Origin of the sequence: Actinomyces gaoshouyii, assembly GCF_002076915.1 — a bacterium.
GTDB lineage: Bacteria > Actinomycetota > Actinomycetes > Actinomycetales > Actinomycetaceae > Actinomyces > Actinomyces gaoshouyii.
On sequence record NZ_CP020468.1, the window covers coordinates 950,836 to 976,413 of the forward strand.

Here is a 25,578-nt window from a genome sequence, read left to right on the forward strand (position 1 = left end):
CGTGCGCGACCCTGCTTGATCCGCGGCCGGACGCGGCGGCGAGGCGCCCGCCAGGGCGGCTCAGGGCAGGGTGAGGATATCCGCGCCATCCTCGGTGACCACGAGCGTGTGCTCGAACTGGGCGGTGCGCGAGCGGTCCCGGGTGACCACCGTCCAGCCGTCCTCCCACTGGTCCCACTCGATGCCACCCAGGGTGAGCATCGGCTCGATGGTGAAGACCATGCCCGGCTCCATGACGGTGTCGTAGCGGGGGGCGGAGTCGTAGTGCGGGATGATGAGCCCCGAGTGGAAGGCCTCGCCGACGCCGTGGCCCGTGTAGTCGCGCACGACGCCGTAGTCGAAGCGCTTGGCGTAGGCCTCGATGACCCGCCCGATGATGTTGACCTCGCGGCCCGGGCGGACGGCCTTGATCCCCCGCTCCATGGAGGTCCGGGTGCGCTCGATGAGCAGGCGCGTCTCCTCATCCACCTCGCCGACGGCGTAGGTGGCGTTCGTGTCGCCGTGGACGCCGTCGACGTAGGCGGTGACGTCCAGGTTGATGAGGTCGCCCTCGTCCAGCGCCGTCGAGTCGGGGATGCCATGGCAGATCACCTCGTTGATCGAGGTGCAGATCGACTTCGGGAAGCCCATGTAACCCAGGCAGGACGGGTAGGCGCCGTGGTCGCACAGATACTCGTGGGCGATACGGTCCAGTTCATCGGTGGTCACGCCCGGCGCGATCGCTGCCGCAGCGGCCTGCATGGCCCGCGCCGCGATCCTGCCCGCCGCCCGGATGCGCTCAACGGTCTCGGGGGACTTGATGTCCGAGGCCGTCACCCTCTCGGGCCCATCGTGGAACATGTACTCGGGGCGGGCGATCGACTCGGGCACGTCGCGCCGGGGCCCGACGATGCCGGGCACGAGGGTTCCGCGCGGCGCCCGATCGGCGCCGGAGCGATGGGGGGATCCAGGGGGCGTCGGAGCAGTCATGCCCACAGCATAGGAGCCGGGCAGTGGGCGCACAGCCCGCTCGTCTCCCCTCCCGGATGCGCGCGATCCGACCCGTCCCAAGCGCCCCCTCCCGGGCGGTGGTGTGACCTACGATGTGACCATGGCAAAGATCCACTTCGTGCGCCACGGCCGCACTGTCCTCAATGAGCAGCACCGCACCCAGGGCTCAGCGGACTCGCCCCTGACCCCTTCGGGGCGCGAGGGCGCCGCGATGGCCCGCGACTTCCTGGCCGGCTACCCCCTCACCCGTGTCTACCTCAGCCCCCTGGGGCGGGTCGTCGAGACCACGGACATCCTCACCGAGGGCCGCGAGCTCCCGCGCACCATCCTCACCGGGCTGCGCGAATACGACTACGGGATCTACGACGGCGGCCCCGACCCCGAGATGATCGCCGCCCTGCCCACGCGCACGCTGCTGCCCGGGGTCCTGTCCGGCCGCTTCGAGGGGGCGCCCGAGGGCATCAGCGCCACCGACTACCTGCGCGACATCGATGGCGCCCTTGCCCGCATCCTGGCCGATCTGCGGGCCGATGCCGATGCCGGCAAGAGCGACGCCGAGGCGCTGGCGGTCTCCCACGGCATGACGATCATGACGATCATGGCCCGCTGGATCGGCCTGGAGGTCTACTCCAAGGCGCCCATGGCCAACTGCGCCATCACCACTGTCGAGGTCGACCCGACGGTCCCCGGCGGCTCCCCCCGCCTCCTGGATTGGGCCCTCGACCCCGGCAATCAGGGCGTGACTTTCCCGACCGAGGACATGAGCGGCGTCTTCGACGGCGTCGACATCGTTCCCATCGACTTCACCCGGCCCGAGGGGCTGTGAGCCGCGGCCGGCGCTCGTCGCGGCGAGCGCCGGCCGTCACTGCGCGCCCCTGGCACGATCAGGAGGCGAAGCTCTCCTCGGCGCTGGGGAAGGATCCGTCGCGCACCGCGGCGTTGAAGTCCTCGGCGGCCTGGCGCAGGGCGGCACCCACCTCGCCGAACGCGCGGGCGAAGCGGGGCTTCCAGTCCGTCATCCCCGCCATATCGGTCCACACGAGCACTTGCGCGTCGCAGCCCGCCCCTGCGCCGATGCCGATCGTGGGAACGTCGAGAGCCCTGGTGACGGCTGCGGCGAGGTCCTGCGGCACCATCTCCAGAACGAGGGCAATCGCCCCAGCGCCCGCCAGGGCGGAGGCGTCCGCCAGCAGCGCCTGGGAGGCGGCCTCGCCGCGCCCCTGGACGCGGAAGCCGCCGAGCATGTTCACCGATTGCGGGGTGAAGCCCAGGTGCCCCACGACCGGGATCCCCGCCTCGCTGAGCGCGCGGACCGTCGCCGCACGCGGCGCGCCGCCCTCCAGCTTGACCGCGTTGGCCCCGGCCTTGACCAGCCGGGTGGCCGACTCCAAGGCCTGAGCGGGCCCCGCCTCATAGGTGCCGAAGGGCAGATCGGCGACGACGAGCGCGCGCGTCGTCGCCGTGGCCACGGCCCGCGTCGCCACGGCCATCTCATCGAGGCTCACCGGCAGCGTGGAGCCGTGGCCGAGCATGACATTGCCGATCGAGTCGCCGACCAGGAGCATGTCCGTGCCCGCTGCATCGAGGATCGACGCAGTCACGGCGTCATAGGCGGTGAGCATGGTCAGGCGCTCGCCCCCGGCCTTCGCGGCCGCGAGGTGGTGGACGCGCACCGGCTTGCCGGCCGGCGGCAGGGCGCTCGGGGGAGCGTAGGAGGAGTCCGTGCTTGCCATGATTCCAGCCTAGCCGCCACCACAGGGCCCTTCACGCCGCCCGCCGGCCCGCCCGCGACCCGCGCGCCGAAACCCGGCCGACTCCCGCTCCCGATAGAGTCGGGGCGTCCCGGTACCGCCGTCGGGATCCGAGCGCTGATCAGAGATGAGGAGCAGCATGGACAAGCAGCAGGAGTACGTGCTCCGCGCGATCGAGGAGCGGGATGTCCGCTTCGTTCGACTGTGGTTCACCGATGTTCTCGGCCAGCTCAAGTCCGTGGCCATCGCGCCGGCCGAGGTCGAGGCCGCCTTCGAGGAGGGCATCGGCTTCGACGGCTCCACCATCGAGGGCCTCACCCGCGTCTACGAGTCCGACATGCTCCTGAGCCCCGACCCCTCCACCTTCCAGATGCTGCCCTGGCGCAATGACCGCGACCGCGTCGCGCGCATGTTCTGCTCCGTGCTTACGCCCGACGGCGAGCCCGCCCGCACTGACCCGCGCGCCGTCCTCGAGCGCCAGCTCGCGCGCGTCGCCGACGCCGGATTCACCTGCTACATCCACCCCGAGATCGAGTTCTACCTCGTCAACCGCGACGAGCGGGGCCGCATCACCCCCACCGACGACGCCGGCTACTTCGACCACGTCCCCGGCGGCACCGCCCATGACTTCCGTCGCCGCGCCATCCTCATGCTCGAGCAGATGGGCATTTCCGTGGAGTTCTCCCATCACGAGGGGGGCCTGGGCCAGAACGAGATCGACCTGCGCTTCGCCGATGCCCTGTCGATGGCTGACAACATCATGACCTTCCGCGCCGTCATCGAGGAGGTCGCCATCCAGGAGGGCTGCATCGCGACCTTCATGCCCAAGCCCTTCGTCGGCCAGCCCGGCAGCGGCATGCACACGCACTTCTCCCTATTCGAGGGCGACCACAACGCCTTCTACGATCCCGCCGGCCAATACCAACTCTCCGCCACCGGTCGCGCCTTCATCGCCGGGATACTGCGTCACGCCAAGGAGATCACCGCGATCACCAACCAGTACGTCAATTCCTACAAGCGCCTGTGGGGCGGGGACGAGGCCCCGAGCTACGTGTGTTGGGGCCACAACAACCGCTCCGCCCTCGTGCGCGTCCCCATGCACAAGCCCGGCAAGGCGCAGGCCGTGCGCGTCGAGTACCGCTCCCTCGACCCCGCCGCCAACCCCTACCTCGCCTTCGCCACCATCCTCGCCGCGGGCATGAAGGGCATTGAGGAGGGATATGACCTGCCCGCCGAGACCGAGGACGACGTGTGGGCCCTGACCGACGGCGAGCGCGACGCCCTGGGCATCGAGGCTCTGCCCACATCCCTCAAGCGGGCGGTATCCGCGATGAGCGGCTCCGACCTCGTGGCGGATACCCTGGGGGAGGACACCTTCGAGTACTTCCAGCGCAACAAGAGGCATGAGTACCAGGCCTACGACGCCCAGGTCACCGACTTCGAGATCGGCCAGTTCTTCCGCCGCGCCTGAGGCGGGCCGACGCCCGGGAGCGAGGCGCAGGAGGGATGAGCTCATGGCCAGCGAGAGTCGGCGCGCCGGCGGCATGACCCCGCTCATGGGACTGCCATCGCCCAGCCCGCGCCGCAGGCTTCTCGGCGCCGGCTTCGCCGAGCCCGACCGCGCCCTGCGGGCCCTGGAGGACCGGGCGCTCGCGGAGCTCATCAGCCGCGCGAGTGGGGAAGCCGCCGAGGCGAGGGGCCGTCTCATCGACGCCCTGGGCGACACCGCTGACCCCGATCTGGCCCTGCTCTCGCTCCTGCGCCTGGCCGCGGTGCTTGCCCAGGAGGACGACCCGACCGCCGCCAACGGCCTCATCGCGGCCCTGCGCGCCGTCGTCGGCGAGCCCGTCCGGGAAGGGGCGGGTGGGGGTTCCCGGGCCCACGCCGATCGGCTGCTCGCGGTCCTCGGGGCGTCCCAGGCGCTCGGCGATTTCCTCGTCTCCCACCCCGATCACCTCGACGCCCTGAGTCCCGAGCGCGCCTGGAACGCGCCCGGCCGTCCCGACGCCTCCCTCCTCCTCGTCGATGCCGCGCGCGAGGCCCTCGCTGCTCACGCGGGAGCCGATCCCCTCGCCTCGGCCGGCCCCGCCGATCCCGCGGCGATCGAAGCGGCCACCGCTGCGATGCGCCGCGCCTACTACGATCGGCTGCTCGCGATCGCCGCCGACGACCTCGTCTCAACCGCCCCCGCCGCCCACGTGGGCGTCGTCGGTGCCGCGATGGCCGACCTGGCCGACGCCGCCCTCGAGGCCGCCCTCCTCATCGCCCGCGCGGGTGTGGGGGCGGATGCGCGCAGGGTCGCCTTCGCCGTCATCGCCATGGGCAAGGCCGGCGGGCGCGAGCTCAACTACATCTCCGACGTCGATGTCATTCATGTCGTCGGACCCGCCGCCGCCGTCGCCGGGACCGCCGAGGAGCCCGGCGAGGCCGAGCTCGTGCGCCTGGGTACCGAGATCGCTGGTCACCTGCACCGTGCCACCTCCGCCTCTGGGAGCGAGCCCTCCTTGTGGCCCCTGGACACAGGGCTGCGCCCCGAGGGGAAGGATGGCGCCCTCGTGCGCACCCTCGCCTCGCACGTGGCCTACTACGAGCGCTGGGCCTCCTCCTGGGAGTTCCAGGCGCTCCTCAAGGCGCGAGCCGCCGCGGGGGACCCGGTGCTCGGCCGCGCCTACGAGGAGGCCATTGCCCCCTTCATCTGGTCGGCGAGCTCGCGGCCCCATTTCGTCGACGACGCCCGTGCCATGCGCCGCCGGGTGGAGTACGAGTCCCAGCGGATGGGGGAGGACAGGCGCATCAAGCTCGGCCCCGGTGGCCTGCGGGACGTTGAGTTCACCGTCCAACTCCTCCAACTCGTCCACGGGCGCGCCGACGCCGAGTTGCGGGTGCGCTCCACGCTCGACGCGCTGGCGGCGCTGTCCGTGGGCGGGTACGTGGGCCGCGATGACGCCCTCGCGCTCGACGAGGGCTACCGGGAGCTGCGACTCCTGGAGCACCGCGCCCAGCTGCACCGGCTGCGCCGCACCCACGACCTGCCCGAGCGCGACGCCGATCTGCGCCGCATCGGCCGGGGGATCGGCATCCCCGAGCCCGGCGACCTCCGCACCGCCTTCCGGGCCCGTCGCCGGCAGGTGCGCGCCCTCCACGAGGAGATCTACTACCGGCCCCTTCTGGGCGCCGCCGCGGCCCTGTCCGCTGACGAGATGCGGCTCAGCCCGCAGGCCGCCCGGGACCGGCTGGCCGCCGTCGGCTACCTCGACCCCGACGGCGCTCTGCGGCACATCCAGGCCCTCACCGAGGGCATCAGCCGCCGCGCCGCTATCCAGCGCCAGCTCCTGCCGGTCATCATCGGGTGGATCGGCGAGGGCCCGGACCCGGACAACGGGCTGCTCGGCTTCCGGCGCCTCTCCGACGACATCGGCACCTCCCACTGGTACCTGGCACTGCTGCGGGACTCGCCCGTGGCCGCCCAGCGCCTGTGCCAGGTGGTCTCCGGGGCCCGATGGACCACGGACCGCCTCGCCGAGCGTCCGGAGGCCGTCGCCTGGCTGGACGACGATGCCGAGCTCGCCCCGCGCAGCGGCGAGCAGTTGCGCGAGGAGATCACCAGGATCCTCGCCCGTCGCGGCCTCGAGGGGGCCACGCCCGCCCAGGCGGAGGCGCGCAGCGCCGAGGCCGTGCGCAGGATCCTGGGCGTGCGCACCCGCGAGCTGCTGCGGGCGGCCCTGGCCGACTCCCTCGACGGCGTCAACCCGGCCCGCACAGCCCGCATCCTGACCAGCACCACGGATGCCGTCATCGATGGCGCCCTGCGGGCCGCGATCAGGCTCGTCGTCGCCCAGCGCGGACAGCAGGGGGGGGACGGCGGGAGTGGCGGCCAGACCGCCTCGCTGGCCCGGCACTCCGTCATCGCCATGGGGCGGCTCGGAGGGGAGGAGACCACCTACGCCTCGGACGCCGATGTCATCTTCCTCCACGCCCCGCGTCCCGGGGCTGATGAGCGCGCTGCCGCCCGCGAGGCCGACGAGGTGGCCCGTGCCACGATGCGCCTGCTCGTCTCAGGCCCGCACCCGCTCGCGATCGACGCGGGCCTGAGGCCCGAGGGGCGCCAGGGCGCGCTCAGCCGGTCGTTGGCCTCAGCCGCCGAGTACTACGGCTCGTGGTCGGCGGTGTGGGAGCGCCAGGCGCTGTTGCGGGCTAGGGCCTGCGCGGGGGATACGGCGCTGGGCGAGGAGTTCCTGGCCCTCGTCGCCCCCCTGCGATGGTCCGTCGATGGTCTGGGGGAGGAGGAGTTGCGCCAGATCCGCAGGCTCAAGGCCCGCATGGAGGCCGAGCGCCTGCCGCGGGGCGCCGACCCCGCCCGGCACCTCAAGCTCGGCCCCGGGGGTCTTTCCGACGTCGAATGGGTGGCGCAGGTCCTCCAGCTCGCCCACGCCCACGAGGTTCGTGCCCTGCGCACAACCTCCACCCTCGAGGCGCTCATGGCGGCCGCCGAGGCCGAGCTGCTACCAGTCGATGACGCCGGCGTTCTCATGAGCGCCTGGATCCTGGCCACCCGCATCCGGGCCGCCACGGTGCTCGGCGTGGGCCGCGACTCCGGCGCGCGGGTGGACATCCTGCCCTCCGACGAGCGGGGCATCCGGCTGGTCGGCAGGCTCCTGGGGCTCGCCAGCGGCAGCGAGCGGGACCTGGAGGACCTCTACCGGCGCAGTGCCCGCCACGCTCGCGCCGTTGTCGAACGCGTGCTGCGCTCGGCCGGAGGGGGACCAGGGCTGCCGGATCAGCTGGAGCAGCAGGGCCAGCCGAGCCGACGGGGATCGGCGCTCGCGCGGCCCACCGCCCCCGGCCCGGCGGGCGCGACGCTGTCGGGTCAGGTCGGCCGAGCAGGTCAGACCGTGACTCCCGAGAGGGCATCGTCGTCCCGCTCGACCTGCCCGCGGTGGCGCATCCCCCGCCGCAATGCCGGGCCGTACCCGTGGTCCTGAGCGGCCCTCGGCACGCCCGGGATGGCCTGAAGGGGCTCAGGATGACTCGGAGGCGGTCTCGGTGAGCACCGGCGCTGGCAGGATAAGGCCGTGAAACTCATCCTCGTGCGCCACGGGCGCACCATCGCCAATGTCATGCAGGCCCTCGATACGGCTTTCCCCGGCCAGCCCCTCGACGAGAACGGGCGCGAGCAGGCCGCCACTATCCCGGGAAGACTGGAGGACGCGGGGCTCCTGGCGGGTCTCTCCTCACTATGGGTCTCCCCGATCCTGCGGGCGCGCCAGACCATGGAACCGGTCGAGCGGGCCACGGGGCTGCGGGCAACGATCCTGCCGGGGCTGCGCGAAGCCCTCGCGGGTGATCTGGAGATGGCCACGGATGAGCGGTCGGTGGCCTGCTATGTGGATACGACACGCGCATGGATGGCGGGCAGGCTGGGCGCGCGCATCCCGGGCTCCCTGGAGGACGGCCTCGACACGATTGCGCGCTTCGACGGCGCTGTGCGTGCCATCGCGGAGCACTCGGCCCATGAGGCCCCCGAGGGCGGGCAGGATGAGCGGGGCGGGGGAGCGGCGCTGCTCGTCTCCCACGGCACGGTGCTGCGCCTGTGGGCCGCGCTGCGCGCAGCGCCGGGAAGCGGCGCCGATCCGCTGTGGGTCGCGGAGCACCCGCTGCGCAACACCGGCATCGCGGTGGCCGAGGGCGATCCCGATGCCGGCTGGTGCCTCCTCGACTGGAATGACGGTGCGTGGAGGGGCGGCACCGGCTCCGCGTGACGCGCGGGTGGGGGACCGGGCGCCATGGGCCCGCTGTTGCGCCCTCGTCCCCGTCTTACCGTCTCGGCCCGGTATTGCGCCCTCGAACTGCGAGAATGAGGGCGCAATACCGGGCCGAGACGGTATTTGGGGGCTGAGACCGTTTCCGCGGTCCGAGGGCGCAACGGCCGGGAGTGCTCCGCGCTCGGGGAGCCCGCTACAACACGGAGGACAGAAATGCCCGGGTGCGCTCGTTGGCGGGGCGGTCGAGGACCTCGGCGGGCACCCCCCGCTCCACGACTACGCCACCGTCCATGAACAGCAGTTGATCGCCGACCTCGCGGGCGAAGCCCATCTCGTGAGTGACGACCACCATCGTCATCCCGTCCCGGGCCAGGTCCTTCATGACGGCCAGGACCTCACCGACGAGCTCGGGGTCGAGCGCGGAGGTGGGCTCGTCGAAGAGCATGAGCTCGGGATCCATGGCGAGCGCCCGGGCTATGGCGACGCGCTGCTGCTGACCGCCGGAGAGCTGTGAGGGGTAGTGATCCATCCGCTCGGCAAGGCCCACGCGCTCAAGCAGCTCGGCGGCCCGCTTGCGGGCCTGCTCCTTGGGAGTCTTCTTGACGTGGACGGGCGCCTCCATGACGTTCTGGATCGCCGTCATATGGGGGAACAGGTTGAACCGTTGGAAAACCATGCCGATCTTGGCGCGCTGTGCCGCCCGCTGCTTGTCCGACAAGGAGTGCAGTACGGGCTTGCCGTCGCGGCCGGGGGCCTCCCGCATGCCGATGAGCTCGCCATCGACCCACACGCGCCCGGCATCGATGGACTCCAACTCGTTGATGCAGCGCAGCAGTGTGGACTTGCCTGAGCCCGAAGGCCCCACGAGCACCGTGACGGTGCCCGCCGGGACGGTGAGGTCGATGCCGCGCAGCACGTGGAGCTCGTCGAAGAACTTGTGGAGACCGGAGACGCGGACCTTGGGCTCCGTCGCCGGGGCGGCCTGCTGGGGAGGTGACTGGCTCACGGGGTGACCTCCATGAAGGGATCGGCCTTGGTGGTGTGGGCGTCGAGGATGGCCTGCTGGCGCGCCGACAGGCGGCGCCGCTTGCCACCGGCCCCCGGGCGCGAGGAATCGAAGCCGCGCCCGTAGTAGCGCTCCAGGTAGTGCTGGCCCACCATGAGGATCGAAGTGATGATGATGTACCACAGCGCTGCCACGATGAGCAGCGGGATCGTCTGGTAGGTGCGCGAGGCGTAGGAGTTCGTTACGAAGGTCAGGTCCAGAGTGAAGGGCACCGCGAGGACCAGGGACGTCGTCTTGAGCATCGAGATCGTCTCATTGCCCGTGGGCGGCACGATCACCCGCATCGCCTGAGGCAGGATGATCCGGCGCAGGATCTGGCCCTTGCTCATCCCCAGGGCGCCGGCGGCCTCGGCCTGGCCCGGGTCCACGCTGCCCAGCCCGGAGCGCACGATCTCAGACAGGTACGCGCCCTCGTTGATGCCCAGGCCCAGCACTGCGGCCACGAAGGGGGTGAACACGGCATTCGTCTGGAAGGTGAGCAACTCGGGGCCGAAGGGGACGCCGAGGCTCAGGTGCTGGTATAGGGCGGACAGAGCACCCCAGAAGACCAGCTGGGTGTAGATCGGCGTGCCGCGGAAGAACCACAGGTAGGCTACGGCGACGCCACGCAGCACCGGGTTGGTGGACTGACGCATGATCGCCGTCGTCACCGCGAGGGTGATGCCGATGAGCATGGCCAGGAACGTCAGGAGGATCGTCCACCCGACGGCGCGGATGACGTGGACCTCCCGGAAGAAGAACCAGACGCGGTCCCAGCGGAAACTCTCGTTGGTGACCAGCGAGTGCGCGAGCATCGAGCCGAGGACCACGACGACCGCGGCGCTGATCCACGTCCCCGGCCGGGGCACCGGGCGCGGGTGGTTGAGGACGACGGCGTCGCTCTCGGAACTGGTCAGGGCGTTGTTCTCTGCGGCCGTCATATGGGTCACTCCGATACGGCTGGGTTGAGGGTGGCACTCGAGAGAGCCGCGTCCTCGACGCCCCAACTCTCGAGGATATCCGCGAGGATGCCCTCATCCATGAGGTACTGGAGCGCGGCCTGGATCGCGGCACAGGTCTGGGAGTTCTTCTGCAGGACCACGCCCTGGGGCGCGGCGTTCTCCACCTCCCCGATGGTCTCGACGGCGCCGTCCGTGGTCTCGACGGCGTAGCCGGCGACCGTGGAGTCCGAGTAGGTGGCGTCCAGGGTGTTGCCGACGAGAGCGGAGGTTGTCTCAGCCTGCTTGTCGTAGGAGCGGATGTCGATGGCGTCCTGGCCCGCGGCCGCGCAGGCCTGGGAGTCGGCCTCCAGGGCATCGGCCTGGGCCGTGCCCGTCTGGACGCCCACGACCTTGCCGCACAGGTTGAGGTGGTCGGAGACGTCGAGGCCCTTGGGGTTGCCCTTGACCACGTTGAACTGGCTGCCGACCTGGACGTACTGGATCATATCCACGTTCTGCATGCGCTCATTGGTGATGGAGAACGAGGAGATGCCCGCGTCGTACTCGGTGCCCACCTTGGCGATGATCGAGTCGAAGGAGGCGGAGTGCATCGTGGCGTCGACGCCGAGGACCTTCCCAAGGGCCTGGGCGAGATCGGCGTCGTATCCGATCGGCTTGCCGTCGGCGTCCAGGAACTCGGCGGGGGCGTAGTCCGTGGCGGCGCCGATATCGAGCCTGCCGTCGGCGCCGAGCGCCCCGGCGGGCAGGAGGGCGGCGATATCGTCCTGCTTGGTGATGCTCGAGACGTCGTAGCCCTGGGTCTTGGCCTTGGCGGACCCGGTGGCGAGGTCGTTGGCGTTCGTGCAGGCAGACAGGCCGGCGGCCAGGCCGATTGCGGCGATGGCTGCGATGGCCCGGGTGGGGGTGGTGCGCATGGGACGGCTCCTCGGGGTAGATGACCGTGGCCCACTCTATCCACTCCGGTGCATATCTATTGCATGGAGTGAGTATTGCGCGTGTCACGGCCGGGGGCGGGCGCCCATACGCCCGCCCCCGCCTGCTTCACATGTCGTAGTACAACTCGAACTCGTAGGGGTTCGGGCGGGCCCGAAGCGGATCGATCTCGTTGGACCGCTTGTAGTCGATCCAGGTCTCGATGAGATCGGGGGTGAAGACATCGCCCTCGGTGAGGTAGTCGTGGTCGGCCTCCAGGGCCTCCAGGGCGGCGTCGAGCGTGCAGGGCAGCTTCTCGATGTCGAAGTACTCCTCGGGGGCGAGCTCGTAGAGGTCCTTGTCGATGGGCTCGCGCGGCTCGATCCGGTTGCGGATGCCATCGATTCCGGCCATGAGGACGGCGGAGAAGCACAGATAGGGGTTCGCCGACGGGTCCGGGACCCGGTACTCCACGCGCTTGGCCTTCGGTGAGGAGCCGGTGACGGGGATGCGGATGCACGCCGAGCGGTTGCGCGCCGAGTAGACCAGGTTGACGGGCGCTTCGAAACCGGGGACGAGCCGGTGGTAGGAGTTGACCGACGGGTTGGTGAACGCCAGCAGGCTCGGGGCGTGGGCGAGGATGCCGCCGATGTACCAGCGGGCGACGTCGGAGAGCTGGCCGTAGCCGCGCTCGTCGAAGAACAGGGGGCGCCCGTCCTTCCACAGGGAGTGGTGGCAGTGCATACCCGATCCCGCCGCGCCGAAGAGCGGCTTGGGCATGAAGGTGGCGGACTTGCCCGCCCCCCAGGCGACGTTCTTGATGACGTACTTGAACTTCATCATGTCGTCGCCGGCGGTCAGCAGTGGGGCGAAGCGGTAGTTGATCTCCTGCTGGCCGCCGGTGCCCACCTCGTGGTGGGCGCGCTCGATGTCCAGGCCCGTCTCCAGGCAGACCCGCACCATCTCATCGCGCAGGTCCGCCATCTGATCGGTGGGGGAGACCGGGAAGTAGCCGCCCTGGAAGGCGACCTTGTAGCCCTGGTTCCCGCCGGGCTCCTCGCGCCCGGAGTTCCAGGAGGCCTCGTCGGAGTCGACGGCGTAGAAGGCGCCCTGGGGAGTGGAGGCGAAGCGCACGGAGTCGAAGAGGTAGAACTCGGCCTCGGCGCCGATGAAGCAGGTGTCGGCGATGCCGGTGGAGCGCAAGTAGTCCTCGGCCTTGGCGGCGATGGAGCGGGGATCGCGTGAGAAGACCTCGTCGGTGAAGGGGTCGACGATCGAGAAGTTGATGATGAGGGTCTTGCGCGCGCGGAAAGGATCGAGGAACGCCGTCGTGACATCGGGGATGAGCTTCATATCCGACTCGTGGATAGCGGTGAAACCGCGGATCGAGGAGCCGTCGAACATGAGGCCGTCAGTGAGGGCGTCAGACTTGAACGCCGCCGCCGGGATCGTGAAGTGCTGCATGATGCCGGGAAGATCGCAGAAGCGCACATCGACGAGCTCGACCCCTTCCCGCTCGATGTACTCCAGTGCCTCGGCGGCGTCCTTGAACATGGGTTTGCTCCTCGACGATCGTTGGTTCCGCTGCGGGTGCGGCAGGTGATGAGCCTAGGCGCGCGGCGATGACGCGGCGGTGCCGCGCGTGTGTCCCTGGTGTTTCGGCCGAGGCGCCCTCGTTGGCCGTCAGCGCTCTGGGGCCGCGGCCGCGCCCGGCTCAGCGGCCGCGCAGGGCCCGGCGGTCCGGGCGGACTTTGGATGGATCGATGCCCTTGGGGATCGGCAGGCCCTTGGTCCCCAGGGAGGATAGGCGCTTGGAGACCTGGGAGATCTCGGAGTCCGTCAGGCGGGTCGGCTTGGTGGGCAGTTTGCGCAGCGCGGCCGACAACTCGCCGAGGCGGACCTGGCCCTCATCGGTGCCGATGTTGATGACGTGGAGGGGGACCGTGGACAGGATGCGGTTGATCTTCTTGCGCTCATCGGTCACCAGTCGCTGCGTGCGGCCCGTGGGGCCCTCCACGACGAGCACGATGCCAGGGCGGCCCACCAGGCGCCAGATGACGTCCTGGGTCTTGGGATTGATGGCGACCGGCTGCTCCTCCAGATACCAGCCCCTGCCGACCTGGTCGAGCACGGCCTTGGCCGCGCCGGGGACGCCCTCGATCTGGGAGTAGGAGGCCCGGCGCACCGTCCACGACAGCAGGATCATGTCGAGGAGGAAGGCGAGCATGATCCCGAGGATCACCCAGTACCAGACCGCCATCCCGGTGCCCAGGGCGATCGCGATCGACAGGAGGATCGAGGCGGCGGCGGTGCCGATCAGCGCCCAACCGATCCACGGGTAGGTGCGCCGCGAGATGGTGTAGGCGTCCTTGAGGTTCTGGGCGTAGGCGGCCAGGCGGCGCTTCTTCTTGGGCTGGGTGCTTCGGGCTGTGCTCACGGTGAACAGGATAGACGACGCCGCAGGCGCGGCCCGGTGGTAAATCGATCCTCGGCCGTGTCTTGCGGCCCCGGGGCCCGGCGCCCGCGCGGGGCGGATGACCGGTTCAGGAGGCGGCGGCCAGAGCGGGGGAGGGGGCGAGGAGCGCGCTGGCCTCCTGGCGCGCGGTCGTCGGCTCGGTGAGGGAGCGCAGGTGCTCGGGCACCTCCCAGCCGCGCTTGACCACGGCCCTGCCCCACAGCATCCCGGCGCGGTAGGAGGAGCGGACCATCGGCCCGCTCATGACAGCGGCGAAGCCCATCTCCTCTGCCAGCGAGGACAGCTCGATGAACTCCTGCGGCTTGACCCAGCGGTCGATGGGGTGGTGGAGCTTGGAGGGGCGCAGGTACTGCGTGATCGTCAAGATGTCGCAGCGCGCCTCGACGAGCGCCGCCATCGCCTCCTCGATCTCCTCGAGGGTCTCGCCCATGCCCAGGATGAGGTTCGACTTGGTCACCAGGCCCGCCTCGGAGGCCGAGCGGATGACGTCCAGGCTGCGCTCGTAGGAGAATGCGGGGCGGATGCGCTTGTGGATACGCGGGACCGTCTCCACGTTGTGGCCCAGGACCTCCGGGCGCGAGGAGTAGACCTCGGCGAGGGCGCCCGGGTCCCCCTTGAAGTCGGGGATGAGCAGCTCGACGCCGGTGGTCGGGGAGAGCTCGTGGATCTGCCGGCAGGTCTCGGCGTAGAGCCAGGCGCCGCCGTCGGGCCGGTCATCGCGGGCCACGCCGGTGACCGTGGCGTAGCGCAGCTCCATCTCCTTGATGGAGGCCGCCACGCGCCGGGGCTCGTCGACGTCGTACTCCGTGGGGCGGCCAGTGGCGATGTCGCAGAAGTCGCAGCGACGGGTGCAGATCTCCCCGCCCACGAGGAAGGTCGCCTCGCGGTCGTTCCAGCACTCGTAGATATTGGGGCAGTTCGCTTCGGCGCACACGGTGTGCAGGTTCTTCTCGCGCACCAGGCCGCGCACATCCTCATATGTTTCGGAGACGACGGCCCTGGTGCGCAGCCACGAGGGTTTGGACTCGATGGGCGTCTCGGCGTTGCGGGCCTCGACGCGCAGCAGCCTGCGGCCCTCGGGGGCGACGGCTGTGCCTGCCCTGGATGTGGCCTTGGGGGCGATCGTGTCTACCACGGGCTCTCCTTCTGAGTGCATTCGCGCGAGCCCTGACAGTGTATTGCCCCACGCGACGTTATGGGACTGAGGGCCTATGTGATTCTCCAGCCAGCGTCTCCGCGCTCAATCTGCTCGCAGCGGGGCGAGATGGTCCTCGAGGGCGGCGACGACGCCGTCGGCGAGCGCGCCCGCCGCGAGCGCGCCCGGCGGCCTGCCGACCTCGGCGGCGATGGAGGTGACCCCGGCGTCGTCGATACCGCAGGGGATGATCCGATCCAGGGCGAAGGCATCGAGATCCGGGCTGACGTTGAGCCCGATCCCGTGCTTCGTGACGCCTCTCGCCACGCGCACGCCGAGAGCGCAGATTTTCCGCTCCGCCCGGAAGAAGGGCCCTCGGGGATCGTCTGGGCGGCCCGGTGCCCATACGCCCGAGCGCCCCTCGATGCGCGTCGAGGGGATCCCGAGCTCTGCGCAGACATCCATGACCGCGGCCTCCAGCGCGCGCACGTACTTGATGACGTCGATGGGCTCGGCCAGGCGCACGATCGGGTAGACGGTCAGTTGCCCCGGCCCGTGCCAGGTCACCTTGCCCCCGCGGTCGACGTTGACCACGGGCACTCGATCCGGGCCCGCGATGTCCCCCTTCGGGCGCTCCCAGGAATGCGTGCGGCGCCCCACCGTGTACACCGGCTCGTGCTCCAGGGCGATGATCGTCGAGCGCCGCCTCCCGGAGACGACGGCGGCGTGGACGGCGTCCTGGAGGCGCGCCCCCTCGCCATAGGGGACGAGGCGCTCGCCCAGATCAATGTCCAGGCGGTCCATGGGGAGCGTCGGGGCGCTGGCTGTCATGTGCTGCACGGGCCCACAGTAGGCCACGGGCAGCGGCGGGGCTGCGTGCGGGCCATGGGCCAGGAGTCGCTGGGACGGCCGTCGGCGTCAACATCCGATGAGTTATCCACAGATTCTCCAGGCTACTTCCGCCGAGCTCCGCAGCCGCTGACCATGGGGCCATGAGGACTGCATCACCCACTACCGCGCCGACACGGCGTCGCGCGTCGCTGCTGGCTCCGCGGCGGCGGGCCCGGAGCGAGGACGGCGGCCCCTCGCGGGGCCCGGGAGGGATCACGGACGCCGAGTCGAGCGCCCTGGCCAAGAGGGGGATCTCCCTCGGCGAGGCGCTGGGGAGGAACGGGCGGGCCGACGGCTGCCCCATCCGGGGCGTGGACGGCGAGGGGCGTGACGTTGTCGTGCGGGTCATCGAGCGGCCGGAGCGGGGCACGCGCGCCATGCGCCGCCTGGCGGCGCTGAGGAGCCTGCGGCACAGCGGCATCGCGAGGATCCGCTCCCTCGTGCCACTGGCCGGAGGGCGACTGGCCGTCGTCACCGATCTCATCGATGGGGCCGACCTCGCCGTCGTCCTCGGGTCACGGGGTCGCCTGGGCAGTGGGGAGAGCGCCGCGCTCCTCGACGCAGTGGGCTCGGCCCTGGCCGCCCTCCACGACGAGGGGCTGGTCCATGGGGATGTGTCCGCGGCGAATGTCATGATCGCCTCCTCAGGGGCTCCAGTGCTCATCGACCTGCTCGGCGGGATCATGGAGATGGGCACGCAGGGCACCGCCGCCCCGGAGCGACTGGCGGGAGGGGCCGCGACACCGTCGTCCGACGTGTACTCCCTGGCCGCCCTCGTCCTGGAGTGCCAGGGGGCCGATTCCGCCTCGCGGGAGGAGGCCGCGTCGCTGCTTGCCGACGCCCTCCGGGAGGATGCGAGGGCGCGACCCACCGCGCGGGACCTGGCCGCCCGTGCCCCGCAGCTCGGATGGCCCGAGGCGATCGACCTGCCCGAGGGCGCCCGCCTGGCCTCGGGGGCGCTGCGCTCGGCGGCGCGCACCCCCACTAGGGTGGTTCCGTCGCGGAGGTCCCTCGGTCCCGGCGAGGTCGGGCGCCTCTCGCGCGGCCGGCTCGCCACAGCTCTGGCCATTGGGGGAGCCGTCCTCGCGCTGGGGGCCGCTGGGATCATGGCCTGGGCGGAGAGAGACGATGATGCCGGCAGTGCCGCCCCGGCCTCCTCCGCCGGCCCGGGGGCCGCGCCTGCGAGCGCGGGGGATGAGTCCCTGGAGGACATCGTCACCGGTCTGGTGAGGGCGCGGGACTTCGCTCTGGTCTCCGGCGATGCCGCAGCGCTCGCCCTGACTTCCGTCGAGGGCTCGCCCGCCGCGCGCGCCGACACCGAGCTGCTGGCCTCCCTTCTGGGCGGCGACGAGCGGGTGGCGGGACTGACGACTTCGGTGACCGGCGTGAGCGAGTTGGCGGGCGCTTCCTGCCCTAACCGGCAGTGGGAGGGAGCCAGGTGCGCCCGGGTGTCCCTGCATCAGGGGCCCACCACCTGGACGGATGACGACGGCGCGCATGAGGCACCCGCCCCGCAGGCTCGCGAAGTGGTCCTCGTCCTCGTTCCTGGTCCGTGGCGCGTTGCCGAGGTTCTGGAGGCCGGGTGACCCGGCGGGATCGCGGCGGAACGCCGGCGGGGGTGGACCCGCGCGGTGGTGCGGGTCCGCCCCCGCCGAAGAGGCGATCAAAGCGGTCTCAGAGCCTCACAGGCCGAGCTCGCCGGCGAAGTCGCCGTCCTCGAGGCGCTTCTTGACGGTCATGAGGTAGCGCGCGGCGTCGGCCCCGTCCACCAGGCGGTGGTCGTAGGACAGGGCCAGGTAGCACACGGAACGGATCGCAATAACCTCGTAGCCATCAGCGTCCTTGATGACGCGCGGCTGTTTGACGATCGCGCCCAGTCCCAGGATCGCGACCTCGGGCTGGTTGATGATCGGGGTGTCGAACAGGGCACCACCGGAGCCGGTATTGGTGATGGTGAAGGTGGAGCCGGAGAGCTCGTCCGGGTTCACCTTGTTGTCACGGGTGCGGGCGGCCAGGTCGTTGATGCGCTTGGCCAGGCCCGGGATATTGAGGTCCCCGGCGTTCTTGACCACGGGGACGAGCAGGCCGCGCGGGGTGTCCACGGCGATGCCGACGTGCTCGGCATCGTGATAGGTGACCTCCTTGCCGTTGATGGATGCGTTCACCTTCGGGTGGGCCTTGAGGGCCTCGGTGGCGGCCTGCACGAAGAAGGGCAGGAAGGTGAGCTTCGTGCCGTTAGCGGCCAGGAACGCGTCCTTCGCCTTGGCGCGCAGCGCGGCGACGCGGGTGACGTCCACCTCGACGACCGTGGTCAGCTGGGCGGAGGTCTGCAGCGAGTCGATCATGCGCTCGGAGATGACCTGGCGCAGGCGGCTCATCTTCTCGGTCTTGCCGCGCAGCGCGGTGTCCGCGGCGGGCTCGGCCGACGGCGCCGCGGCGGGGGCCGGCGCGGCAGTGGAAGCCGACTGGGCGGCGGCCGCCCTGGCCGCGGCCTCCTCGGCCGCCTTGGCAGCGGTCAGCACGTCCTCCTTGCGGATACGGCCTCCCACACCGGTGCCGGTCACCTGGGTCAGGTCGACGCCCTTCTCGCGAGCGAGCTTGCGCACGATCGGGGTGACGTAGCCCGCCGCGGCCACGGCCACGGCCGACGGGGCCGCCGGTGCGGATGCCTCGCCGGTGGGTGCGGCGGTGGGAGCCGGGGTAGCCGGCGCGGGAGCCGCTGGGGCGGCCGCCTGGGGCGCCGGGGTCGCTTCGGGGGCGGGGGCGGAGCCGGCCTCGGAGGGCTCTCCGATGATGGCCAGGACGGTGCCGACCTCGACGGTCTCGTCCTCGGGGACGCGGATCTCGAGCAGGACGCCGGAGGCGGGGGCGGGGACCTCGGTGTCGACCTTGTCGGTGGCGACCTCGACCAGGGGCTCGTCGGCGGTGACGGACTCGCCCACGGCCTTGAGCCAGGAGGAGACTGTGCCCTCGGTGACGGACTCGCCCAGAGCGGGCATGGTCACCTCGGTGCCCTCGCCGGTGGGTGCGGCGGTGGGAGCCGGGGTAGCCGGCGCGGGAGCCGCTGGGGCGGCCGCCTGGGGCGCCGGGGTCGCTTCGGGGGCGGGGGCGGAGCCGGCCTCGGAGGGCTCTCCGATGATGGCCAGGACGGTGCCGACCTCGACGGTCTCGTCCTCGGGGACGCGGATCTCGAGCAGGACGCCGGAGGCGGGGGCGGGGACCTCGGTGTCGACCTTGTCGGTGGCGACCTCGACCAGGGGCTCGTCGGCGGTGACGGACTCGCCCACGGCCTTGAGCCAGGAGGAGACTGTGCCCTCGGTGACGGACTCGCCCAGAGCGGGCATCTTGACGGATTCAGACATGAGTGGACTCTTTCCTTGGGGATTCTCGGCAGGACCTACGTGGGGCGCGGGCCCTCGGTGGATCAGCTGTGGTTGTGCAGCGGCTTCCCGGCCAGGGCCATGGCGGCCTCGCCGAGGGTCTCGTTCTGGGTGGGATGGGCGTGGACGAGCGAGGCGACGTCGTCGGCGTCGGCCTCCCAGGAGACCATGAGCTGGCCCTCGCCGACCTGCTCGCCCATGCGGGCGCCGATGGCGTGGAAGCCGAGGATGGGGCCATCCTTGAGGGACACGAGCTTGACGAAGCCCTGCGTGCCCAGGATCTGGCTCTTGGCGTTGCCGGCGACGTTGAACTCGGCCGTGGTGACCGCCTCCTCGCCGTGGAGCTCCTTGGCCGCGGCCTCGGTGAGGCCCACGGAGGCGATCTCGGGTTCGCAGAAGGTCACCTTGGGGACGAGGACGTCGTCGACCGGGGTGGGGTCGAGGCCGGCAATCTTCTCGGCCACGACGATGCCCTGGGCGAAGCCGCGGTGGGCGAGTTGGACGCCGGGGACGATGTCGCCCACCGCCCACACGCCGGGGACGTTAGTACGGCCGTACTCGTCGGCGAGCACGAATCCGCGGTCCATCGACACCCCGACCTCCTCGTAGCCGAGGTTCGCGGTGGCCGGGCCGCGGCCCACGGCGATGAGCAGGACCTCGGCGTAGTAGGTGGTGCCGTCGGCGGCGCGCACGGTGACGGAGTCCTCATGGCGCTCGACGGACTCGAACATCGTCGAGGTGCGGAAGGCGATCTTGCGCTTGCGGAAGGCGCGCTCCAACTGCTTGGAGATCGCCTCGTCCTCGTTGGGGACCAGGCGGGGCAGTCCCTCGATGATCGTGACCTGGCAGCCGAGCGAGGCCCATGCGGAGGCGAACTCGACGCCGATGACGCCACCGCCCAGGATGACCGCCGAAGCGGGGACGTGGTCGAGCTCGAGGGCCTGCTCGCTGGTCATCACCGGGCCGGAGATCTCCTGGCCGATGTCCTTGGAGTAGGAGCCGGAGGCGAGGATGACGTTCTTGCCGGTGATGCGGCGGCCGTCGACCTCGACGGCGTCAGGGGCCACGAGGCGGCCCCAGCCCTGGATGAGGTCGATTCCCCTGGAGGCGACGAGGCCCTGCAGGCCCTTGTACATGCGCGAGATGATGCCGTCCTTGTAGGTCTTGACGGCGGGCATGTCGATGCCCTCCAGGGCGGCGCGGATGCCGAGGGCGGAGGCCTCCCTGACTGTGTCAGCGGTCTCGGCGGCGTGGAGGATGGCCTTGGTGGGCACGCAGCCGCGGTGGAGACATGTGCCGCCCACCTTGTCGGCCTCGATGAGCGCGACCTTCAATCCGAGCTGGGCCCCGCGAAGCGCGGCCGCGTACCCGCCCGAACCGGCGCCCAGGATGACCATGTCGTAGACGGTGTCTGTCACAGAATCTCTCCTCGATGGTGAGTTGTCCGAGTCGCCCACCGCTCAGGTGGGCGGTTGGTCCCGCACGACATTGTGTCACCCGTGCAGGGGAGGCAGGCATCGAAATGACGTGCCGATCGGGGACGGGAGTCCTATATCGCCTGTGAGTCCACTCACTTGGAGGCCGCTCGGAGGTAGGCCAGGAGGGTGGCCACGCCGTGGCCCGTCCCACCCGTGGGAGTGGCGCCCCACGGGGCGCGCTCGTTGAAGGCGGGGCCGGCGATGTCCAGGTGGGCCCAGGGAGTGGAGCCGACGAACTCGCGCAGGAAGAGCCCGGCCGTGAGCATGCCCCCGGCCCGGCTGCCGACCACGGCATTGCGTAGCGCGGCGTACGGACTGTCGAGGCCCGGGCGCAGCTGCTCTGGCAGCGGCATGGGCCAGAACGACTCGCCGGCGCCGGCCGCAGCGCGGGCGACGGCGTCGCGGACGGTCGGTGTCCCCATGACCCCGGAGACATGATCGCCCAGGGCCACGATCTGCGCGCCGGTGAGCGTGGCGACGTCGAGTACCGCGTCCGGGGAGTCCTCGACCGCCCGGGCCAGGGCATCGGCCATGACGAGCCGGCCCTCGGCGTCGGTGTTGGTCACTTCCACCGTGGTGCCGCCGCGCATGGTGATGATGTCGCTGGGGCGCTGCGCGCAGGGGCCGGGCATGTTCTCCGCCAAGGCGAGCCACGCGGTGACGCGCACCGGCAGCTCGAGCCGAGCGGCGGCCAGCACGGCGCCGAGGACGGTGGCCGCGCCGGCCATGTCGGACTTCATCTCCGGCATCGAGGCGGGGGGCTTGAGTGACAGGCCGCCGGAGTCGAAAGTGATGCCCTTGCCGACCAGGGCCACGTGGGCGCGCGCGCCGCTGGGCGCCCACTCGAGACGCACGAGGCGGGGAGGATTGGCCGCGCCCTGGCCGACAGCGAGGATCCCGCCGAAGCCCTGCTCCGCCAGCTCCCGCTCATCGAGCGCGTCCACCCCGATTCCCGCCGAGCGCGCCGCCGAGGCGGCGCGCTCGGCCAGGGCCTCGGGGACCAGGCGGTTCGGGGGCTCGTTGACGAGGTCGCGCGTCAGGGCGACGGCCTCACCCAGCGTCACGGCCCTGGTCCGGGCCTCCTCGGCCCGCGCCCCGCCCGCCAGCGGCGAGGAGATGGTGATCGCCGCCAAGGGCTCGGTGGGCGCGGGGACCCGGCCCCTCCAGGCGTAGGCGCCCGTCATCGCGCCTTCGGCGACGGCGGTCAGATCGGCGGCCTCGGTGCTTGGCAGCGCGAGGACGGCGCGCTCCACTCCCGCCAGCTCGCGGGCGGCGCGTCCTGCTGCGCGCGACAGCACGCTGGCGCGCGTGAGGCCCAGGGCCGCCGCGTCGTGATCGGCGCTCTCGGCCAGGGCGAGGCCCCGCCCAGTGCCGACCACCAGGATCGTCCGCGCGCTGATCGCCCGGTCGGCGGGCGCGGCGATGGCGGAGGGGATCCTCACCACTGCGTCGAGCGAGCCGGAGAAGCCGAGGGAGGGAAGCGCCGCCTCCACGGCGCTGACATCGATCCCCTCCAGGCAGGCACCAGTGCGCAGGATGCCGGTAGCGCCTCCATCGGAGGGCGGGGCCGCGGCGAGGACGAGGACATCGGCGTCGATCCGCGCCGCGGGGGCCTGGATGATCTCGAGAGTGCTCATGGAGGGAGATGGTATGCCCGGTGGTACCGTCATGATGCCGGAGGAGTCCCGTGCCGCGGCAGCTCCGTGGACGCTGCCCGGCGACGCGCTTCCGGCATTCAGCAATGGGTCGGGCCGGTCGGACGAGATCGGGGCCCGCGCCGCCCGGAGCGGCGCGCGAGCACGCCGCGGGCCCGACGCCGATGAGCCAGAAGGAGCAGCATGGACGATCGCCCCGAGGTCCGATCGACGGAGGACCGTCGTCGGCCCGCGCGAGGCCTGAGCCGTATTCTCGTGGGTGTCACGGCGGTCTTCGGCCTGGTGGTACTCTGCCCCGCTGTCGTCTCCCTCATCCGGCATCCCGCTCAGGCGCCCGTCCTGGACGCGATCGACGCCGTCGCCGGAGCCCTCTACCTCATGCTCGCAGTGTGCATGGCCCACAACGGCCGCCGCATGCGGATGATCGGGTGGGTCTGCCTGGGCGGACTGCTCGCCGGCGCGATGCTGCTGGGACTGCTGACCATCACCGGCACCGCGCCCGAGCTCGAGGCCTCCTTCCTCGCCCACGGGGGGCGCGGGCACGGATACCTCCCCCTCGTCCTGCCGATTACGGCGGCGATCTGGATGTGGATGAGCGATCCCCGCCGCATCGTCGTCCATGCCGAGATGATCACCGATCTGGCCTCGGCCCGCTCCGACAGGTCCGGCAAGGACCGCTCCGGCGGTGAGGCGCGGAAGTAGCCGCGGGTATCCCTGACGGCTCACCGATGGCGGTCCGCCCACGACGCCTGGGCGCGCGATCCCAGCGAGGTCCTCGCCGCAGCTCCTCGGTGTAGATCGTGGTGCGGGTCAGGCACCTGCTGGTGACCGCCGCCAGTGCGACCGACGGCGAGCAGAGGACCGCCAGGGCGAAGAGCCCCGAGCGGTGGTGCGCATGAGGCGCGGAACCGCCCTCCGTGTGCGGGCGGCGTCACTCCCCGCGGGGCGCGAGGTTCTCCACCGCGATGGGCGTGGCCTCGTCGTCCCGGGCGATGCCCCACACCTGGCTGTAGAAGGACAGCTCGTCGGTCAGGGCCTTGCGGATGTTCGCGCCGAGGCGGAAGCCATGGCCCTCGCCCTGGAAGACCTCGAGGGCGACCGGCAGGCCCTTGGCGCGCGCCGCCTCGAACATGGAGGTGGCCTGATCGGCCGGGACGATGGGGTCGTTCGAGCCCTGGAGCAGCAGGAGGGGGGCGTGGATCGTCTCCACGTGGTTGATGGGGGAGCGCTCGGCCAGCAAGGGGTCGTCGACGGAGTTAGCGCCAATGAGCTCCTGGACGTAGTGCGACTCGAACTTATGGGTCTCCTGGATGAGCATCCGCAGGTCAGCGACGCCGTAGAGGGAGGTCGCCGCGGAGAAGACGTCGGAGCGCGTGATCGCCGAGAGCACGGTGAACCCGCCGGCCGACGAGCCGCGCACCGCGACCCTGGAGCCATCGACCCGGCCGGCCTCGATGAGGTGGCGGGCGCCGGCGATGACGTCCTCCACCTCGCCCACGCCCCAGGCGCCGTTGAGGCCTTGGCGGAAGGAGCGCCCGTAGCCGGTCGACCCGCGGTAGTTGACCTCCAGATAGGCGAAGCCCCGGGAGGTCCAGTACTGCACCTTGAGGTCGTAGACCGAGCGGGACATGGCGGACGGGCCGCCGTGCACGTGGACGATGAGCGGGGGGAGCTCGCCCTCGGGACCGGCGTGCCCCACCGAGGCCGGGGGGTAGAAGAAGCCATGGGCGGTCACGCCGTCGGAGGAGGGCCACGAGATCGTCTCGGGCAGGGACACGCCGCGATCGGCGGGCCCGAAATCGCCTGAGCCCCGCAGCACGGTCACCTCGCCGCCGGAGATCTCGACGATCCCCGGCAGCTCGCGCTCATTGCCCGCCAGCATGACGACCCGCCCGTCGGTGGCGGCCACGTTGCCCAGGGGCTGCCAGCCGGTCGCCCACTCCTCGAGCTCGCCGTTGGCCAGCTTGATGGTGCCCAGGTGCCACACCGAGTCCCTCGTCCACGAGGCGATGAGGCGCTCGCCGTCGAGGATGTCGAAGGAGTGGGGCCCGAGCTGCCAGGCCGGCTGGGTGAAGGTCGCGTCCGTGGGGTGCAGCGGCCGGGTCCGCAGCCGCTCGCTCCAGCCGGTCTCCGCGGTGCCGCGCCGGGGGAAGCCCTCCGTGCGGTAGAGGTTCCAGAACCCCGAGGCCTCCGAGACGTGGATGAGCTCGCACTCCTCCGTCCAGCGCGGCTCGGCGGCGCCGTGCCCGTCGCCACCGCTGACGATGACGTGCTCGCCGATGGTCCCGTCGGGCAGCAGGTCGCCCACGTGCAGGGATGCGTTGTCCCACGGCATCCACGGGTGGTCCCAGGCCAGCCAGGCCAGGAGGCGCCCGTCGGGGGAGAGCGTGGGGGAGGAGACGAAATCGGTGCCCGACACGATCGTGCGCACCGGGGCGTCGTCGCGCGCGGCCGAGCCGTCCAGGGGGATGGCGACCAGCGTGTTGACGGCCTCGCCCTCGCCCCGGTGGTCCTCGCGCACGGCGTAGACGAGCCCGCGCTCGGTGTCGATCTCCAGGTCCCCGTGGCGCACATCGCCGTAGATCGTCAGGGGGACCAGGCCGCGCATCCTGTGCGCGACGTCGAAGCGGTAGAGGCGCCCGTCCCCGGCGTGGGAGACCACGATGATCCCGGAGTCGACGGCGTAGGCGCGCCCCCCGTACTCGTGGACCCGGGTGCGCGCGTCGACCAGCTCGTCGCCGGGGGTCAGGGGAAGGACCTCCCCGATGCGGCCCGCGCCGTCGCGGCGCAGGAGCACCTGTCGGCCGGAGTCGGTGGCGCGCCACTCCACCCAGTAGGTGTCGGGGCCGTCGACGCGCACCTGCGAGAGGTTGATCGTTCGGCTGGTGATCGTTCCGGGCGAGATGGGCGAGGGCCAACTGCCGTAGGGCGCGATCGTGGTCATGCTTCCTCCTCGAGGACGGCGATGGTCGGCGTGCGGGCGCGCGCCAGCGCGCTCCGGGAACGCCGCGGGGGCGGGGCACTGGGGGCCTGCCCCGGTCCCGGACCAAGACTACGTGCTCGTCAGCACTGCGCGCGATGACGCGCAGGCGCATCGACGGCGCTTATGCTTGCCACGCCGCCGCGCTGGGCCCCGCCCAC

Annotated in this window: 19 protein-coding genes; 6 read left to right on the top strand and 13 right to left on the bottom strand. The window is 71.4% G+C overall.

Features of this window, described 5'->3' with window-relative positions; genetic code table 11:
• Window positions 1–60: 60 nt before the first annotated feature.
• The gene (gene map, locus B6G06_RS03905; RefSeq protein WP_080463261.1) at window positions 61–969 is read right to left on the bottom strand and encodes a type I methionyl aminopeptidase; all 909 of its coding nucleotides are present in this window, start codon (window positions 967–969) and stop codon (window positions 61–63) included.
• Between the two features lie 121 nt (window positions 970–1,090).
• Between map and B6G06_RS03910 the strand changes: the two genes are divergently transcribed.
• Window positions 1,091–1,816, top strand: a complete 726-nt coding sequence (locus B6G06_RS03910) for a histidine phosphatase family protein (protein ID WP_080463260.1) — start codon at window positions 1,091–1,093, stop codon at window positions 1,814–1,816.
• A gap of 58 nt (window positions 1,817–1,874) precedes the next feature.
• On the opposite strand, the gene panB is transcribed toward B6G06_RS03910, so the two are convergent.
• Window positions 1,875–2,723 carry a 3-methyl-2-oxobutanoate hydroxymethyltransferase gene (gene panB, locus B6G06_RS03915; RefSeq protein WP_081171056.1) on the bottom strand — a complete coding sequence of 283 codons (849 nt, stop codon included), beginning with the start codon at window positions 2,721–2,723 and terminating at the stop codon, window positions 1,875–1,877.
• Between the two features lie 157 nt (window positions 2,724–2,880).
• Here panB and glnA (B6G06_RS03920) point away from each other — a divergent pair, with 157 nt between their 5' ends.
• The 3 genes from glnA (B6G06_RS03920) to B6G06_RS03930 all read left to right on the top strand — a co-directional run bounded on the left by glnA (B6G06_RS03920) (window position 2,881) and on the right by B6G06_RS03930 (window position 8,500).
• Entirely contained in the window at window positions 2,881–4,212 is a 1,332-nt protein-coding gene (gene glnA / locus B6G06_RS03920) for a type I glutamate--ammonia ligase (RefSeq protein ID WP_080463258.1), read from the top strand.
• Window positions 4,213–4,255: 43 nt separating this feature from the next.
• Complete coding sequence (locus B6G06_RS03925) at window positions 4,256–7,723, top strand: bifunctional [glutamine synthetase] adenylyltransferase/[glutamine synthetase]-adenylyl-L-tyrosine phosphorylase (RefSeq protein ID WP_081171058.1); 3,468 nt, start codon at window positions 4,256–4,258, stop codon at window positions 7,721–7,723.
• Between the two features lie 90 nt (window positions 7,724–7,813).
• Window positions 7,814–8,500, top strand: a complete 687-nt coding sequence (locus tag B6G06_RS03930; RefSeq protein WP_080463256.1) for a histidine phosphatase family protein — start codon at window positions 7,814–7,816, stop codon at window positions 8,498–8,500.
• Window positions 8,501–8,696: 196 nt separating this feature from the next.
• On the opposite strand, the gene B6G06_RS03935 is transcribed toward B6G06_RS03930, so the two are convergent.
• From B6G06_RS03935 to lipB, 7 genes are all read right to left on the bottom strand, one after another.
• Window positions 8,697–9,509, bottom strand: coding sequence for an amino acid ABC transporter ATP-binding protein (locus tag B6G06_RS03935; protein WP_081171060.1), 813 nt, complete (start codon window positions 9,507–9,509; stop codon window positions 8,697–8,699).
• The gene (locus B6G06_RS03940; RefSeq protein WP_081171062.1) at window positions 9,506–10,489 is read right to left on the bottom strand and encodes an amino acid ABC transporter permease; all 984 of its coding nucleotides are present in this window, start codon (window positions 10,487–10,489) and stop codon (window positions 9,506–9,508) included. The genes B6G06_RS03935 and B6G06_RS03940 overlap by 4 nt, the downstream gene beginning before the upstream one ends.
• A gap of 5 nt (window positions 10,490–10,494) precedes the next feature.
• Entirely contained in the window at window positions 10,495–11,424 is a 930-nt protein-coding gene (locus tag B6G06_RS03945) for an ABC transporter substrate-binding protein (protein ID WP_081171064.1), read from the bottom strand.
• Between the two features lie 127 nt (window positions 11,425–11,551).
• Window positions 11,552–12,976: a type I glutamate--ammonia ligase gene (gene glnA / locus B6G06_RS03950; protein WP_080463252.1), complete on the bottom strand. Its 1,425-nt coding sequence runs from the start codon at window positions 12,974–12,976 to the stop codon at window positions 11,552–11,554.
• A gap of 160 nt (window positions 12,977–13,136) precedes the next feature.
• Entirely contained in the window at window positions 13,137–13,859 is a 723-nt protein-coding gene (locus tag B6G06_RS03955; protein WP_081171066.1) for a DUF4191 domain-containing protein, read from the bottom strand.
• A gap of 106 nt (window positions 13,860–13,965) precedes the next feature.
• Window positions 13,966–15,033, bottom strand: coding sequence for a lipoyl synthase (lipA, locus tag B6G06_RS03960; protein WP_080463250.1), 1,068 nt, complete (start codon window positions 15,031–15,033; stop codon window positions 13,966–13,968).
• Between the two features lie 105 nt (window positions 15,034–15,138).
• Window positions 15,139–15,837 carry a lipoyl(octanoyl) transferase LipB gene (gene lipB / locus B6G06_RS03965; protein ID WP_081171068.1) on the bottom strand — a complete coding sequence of 233 codons (699 nt, stop codon included), beginning with the start codon at window positions 15,835–15,837 and terminating at the stop codon, window positions 15,139–15,141.
• Window positions 15,838–16,025: 188 nt separating this feature from the next.
• On the opposite strand from lipB, the gene B6G06_RS03970 reads away from it, so the two are divergent.
• Window positions 16,026–17,510 (top strand): protein kinase domain-containing protein, encoded by a 1,485-nt coding sequence (locus B6G06_RS03970; protein ID WP_080463248.1) that lies wholly within the window; start codon window positions 16,026–16,028, stop codon window positions 17,508–17,510.
• 96 nt (window positions 17,511–17,606) lie between these two features.
• Here B6G06_RS03970 and sucB read toward each other — a convergent pair whose 3' ends face one another.
• From sucB to B6G06_RS03985, 3 genes are all read right to left on the bottom strand, one after another.
• Window positions 17,607–19,286, bottom strand: coding sequence for a 2-oxoglutarate dehydrogenase, E2 component, dihydrolipoamide succinyltransferase (sucB, locus tag B6G06_RS03975; RefSeq protein WP_081171071.1), 1,680 nt, complete (start codon window positions 19,284–19,286; stop codon window positions 17,607–17,609).
• A gap of 62 nt (window positions 19,287–19,348) precedes the next feature.
• Window positions 19,349–20,722 carry a dihydrolipoyl dehydrogenase gene (gene lpdA / locus B6G06_RS03980; protein WP_080463409.1) on the bottom strand — a complete coding sequence of 458 codons (1,374 nt, stop codon included), beginning with the start codon at window positions 20,720–20,722 and terminating at the stop codon, window positions 19,349–19,351.
• Window positions 20,723–20,874: 152 nt separating this feature from the next.
• Window positions 20,875–22,419 (bottom strand): leucyl aminopeptidase, encoded by a 1,545-nt coding sequence (locus B6G06_RS03985; RefSeq protein WP_080463410.1) that lies wholly within the window; start codon window positions 22,417–22,419, stop codon window positions 20,875–20,877.
• Window positions 22,420–22,620: 201 nt separating this feature from the next.
• Here B6G06_RS03985 and B6G06_RS03990 point away from each other — a divergent pair, with 201 nt between their 5' ends.
• Complete coding sequence (locus B6G06_RS03990) at window positions 22,621–23,139, top strand: hypothetical protein (RefSeq protein ID WP_080463411.1); 519 nt, start codon at window positions 22,621–22,623, stop codon at window positions 23,137–23,139.
• A 229-nt stretch (window positions 23,140–23,368) separates the two neighbouring features.
• Here B6G06_RS03990 and B6G06_RS03995 read toward each other — a convergent pair whose 3' ends face one another.
• Window positions 23,369–25,381 carry an alpha/beta hydrolase family protein gene (locus tag B6G06_RS03995; protein WP_080463412.1) on the bottom strand — a complete coding sequence of 671 codons (2,013 nt, stop codon included), beginning with the start codon at window positions 25,379–25,381 and terminating at the stop codon, window positions 23,369–23,371.
• Between the last annotated feature and the right edge of the window lie 197 nt (window positions 25,382–25,578).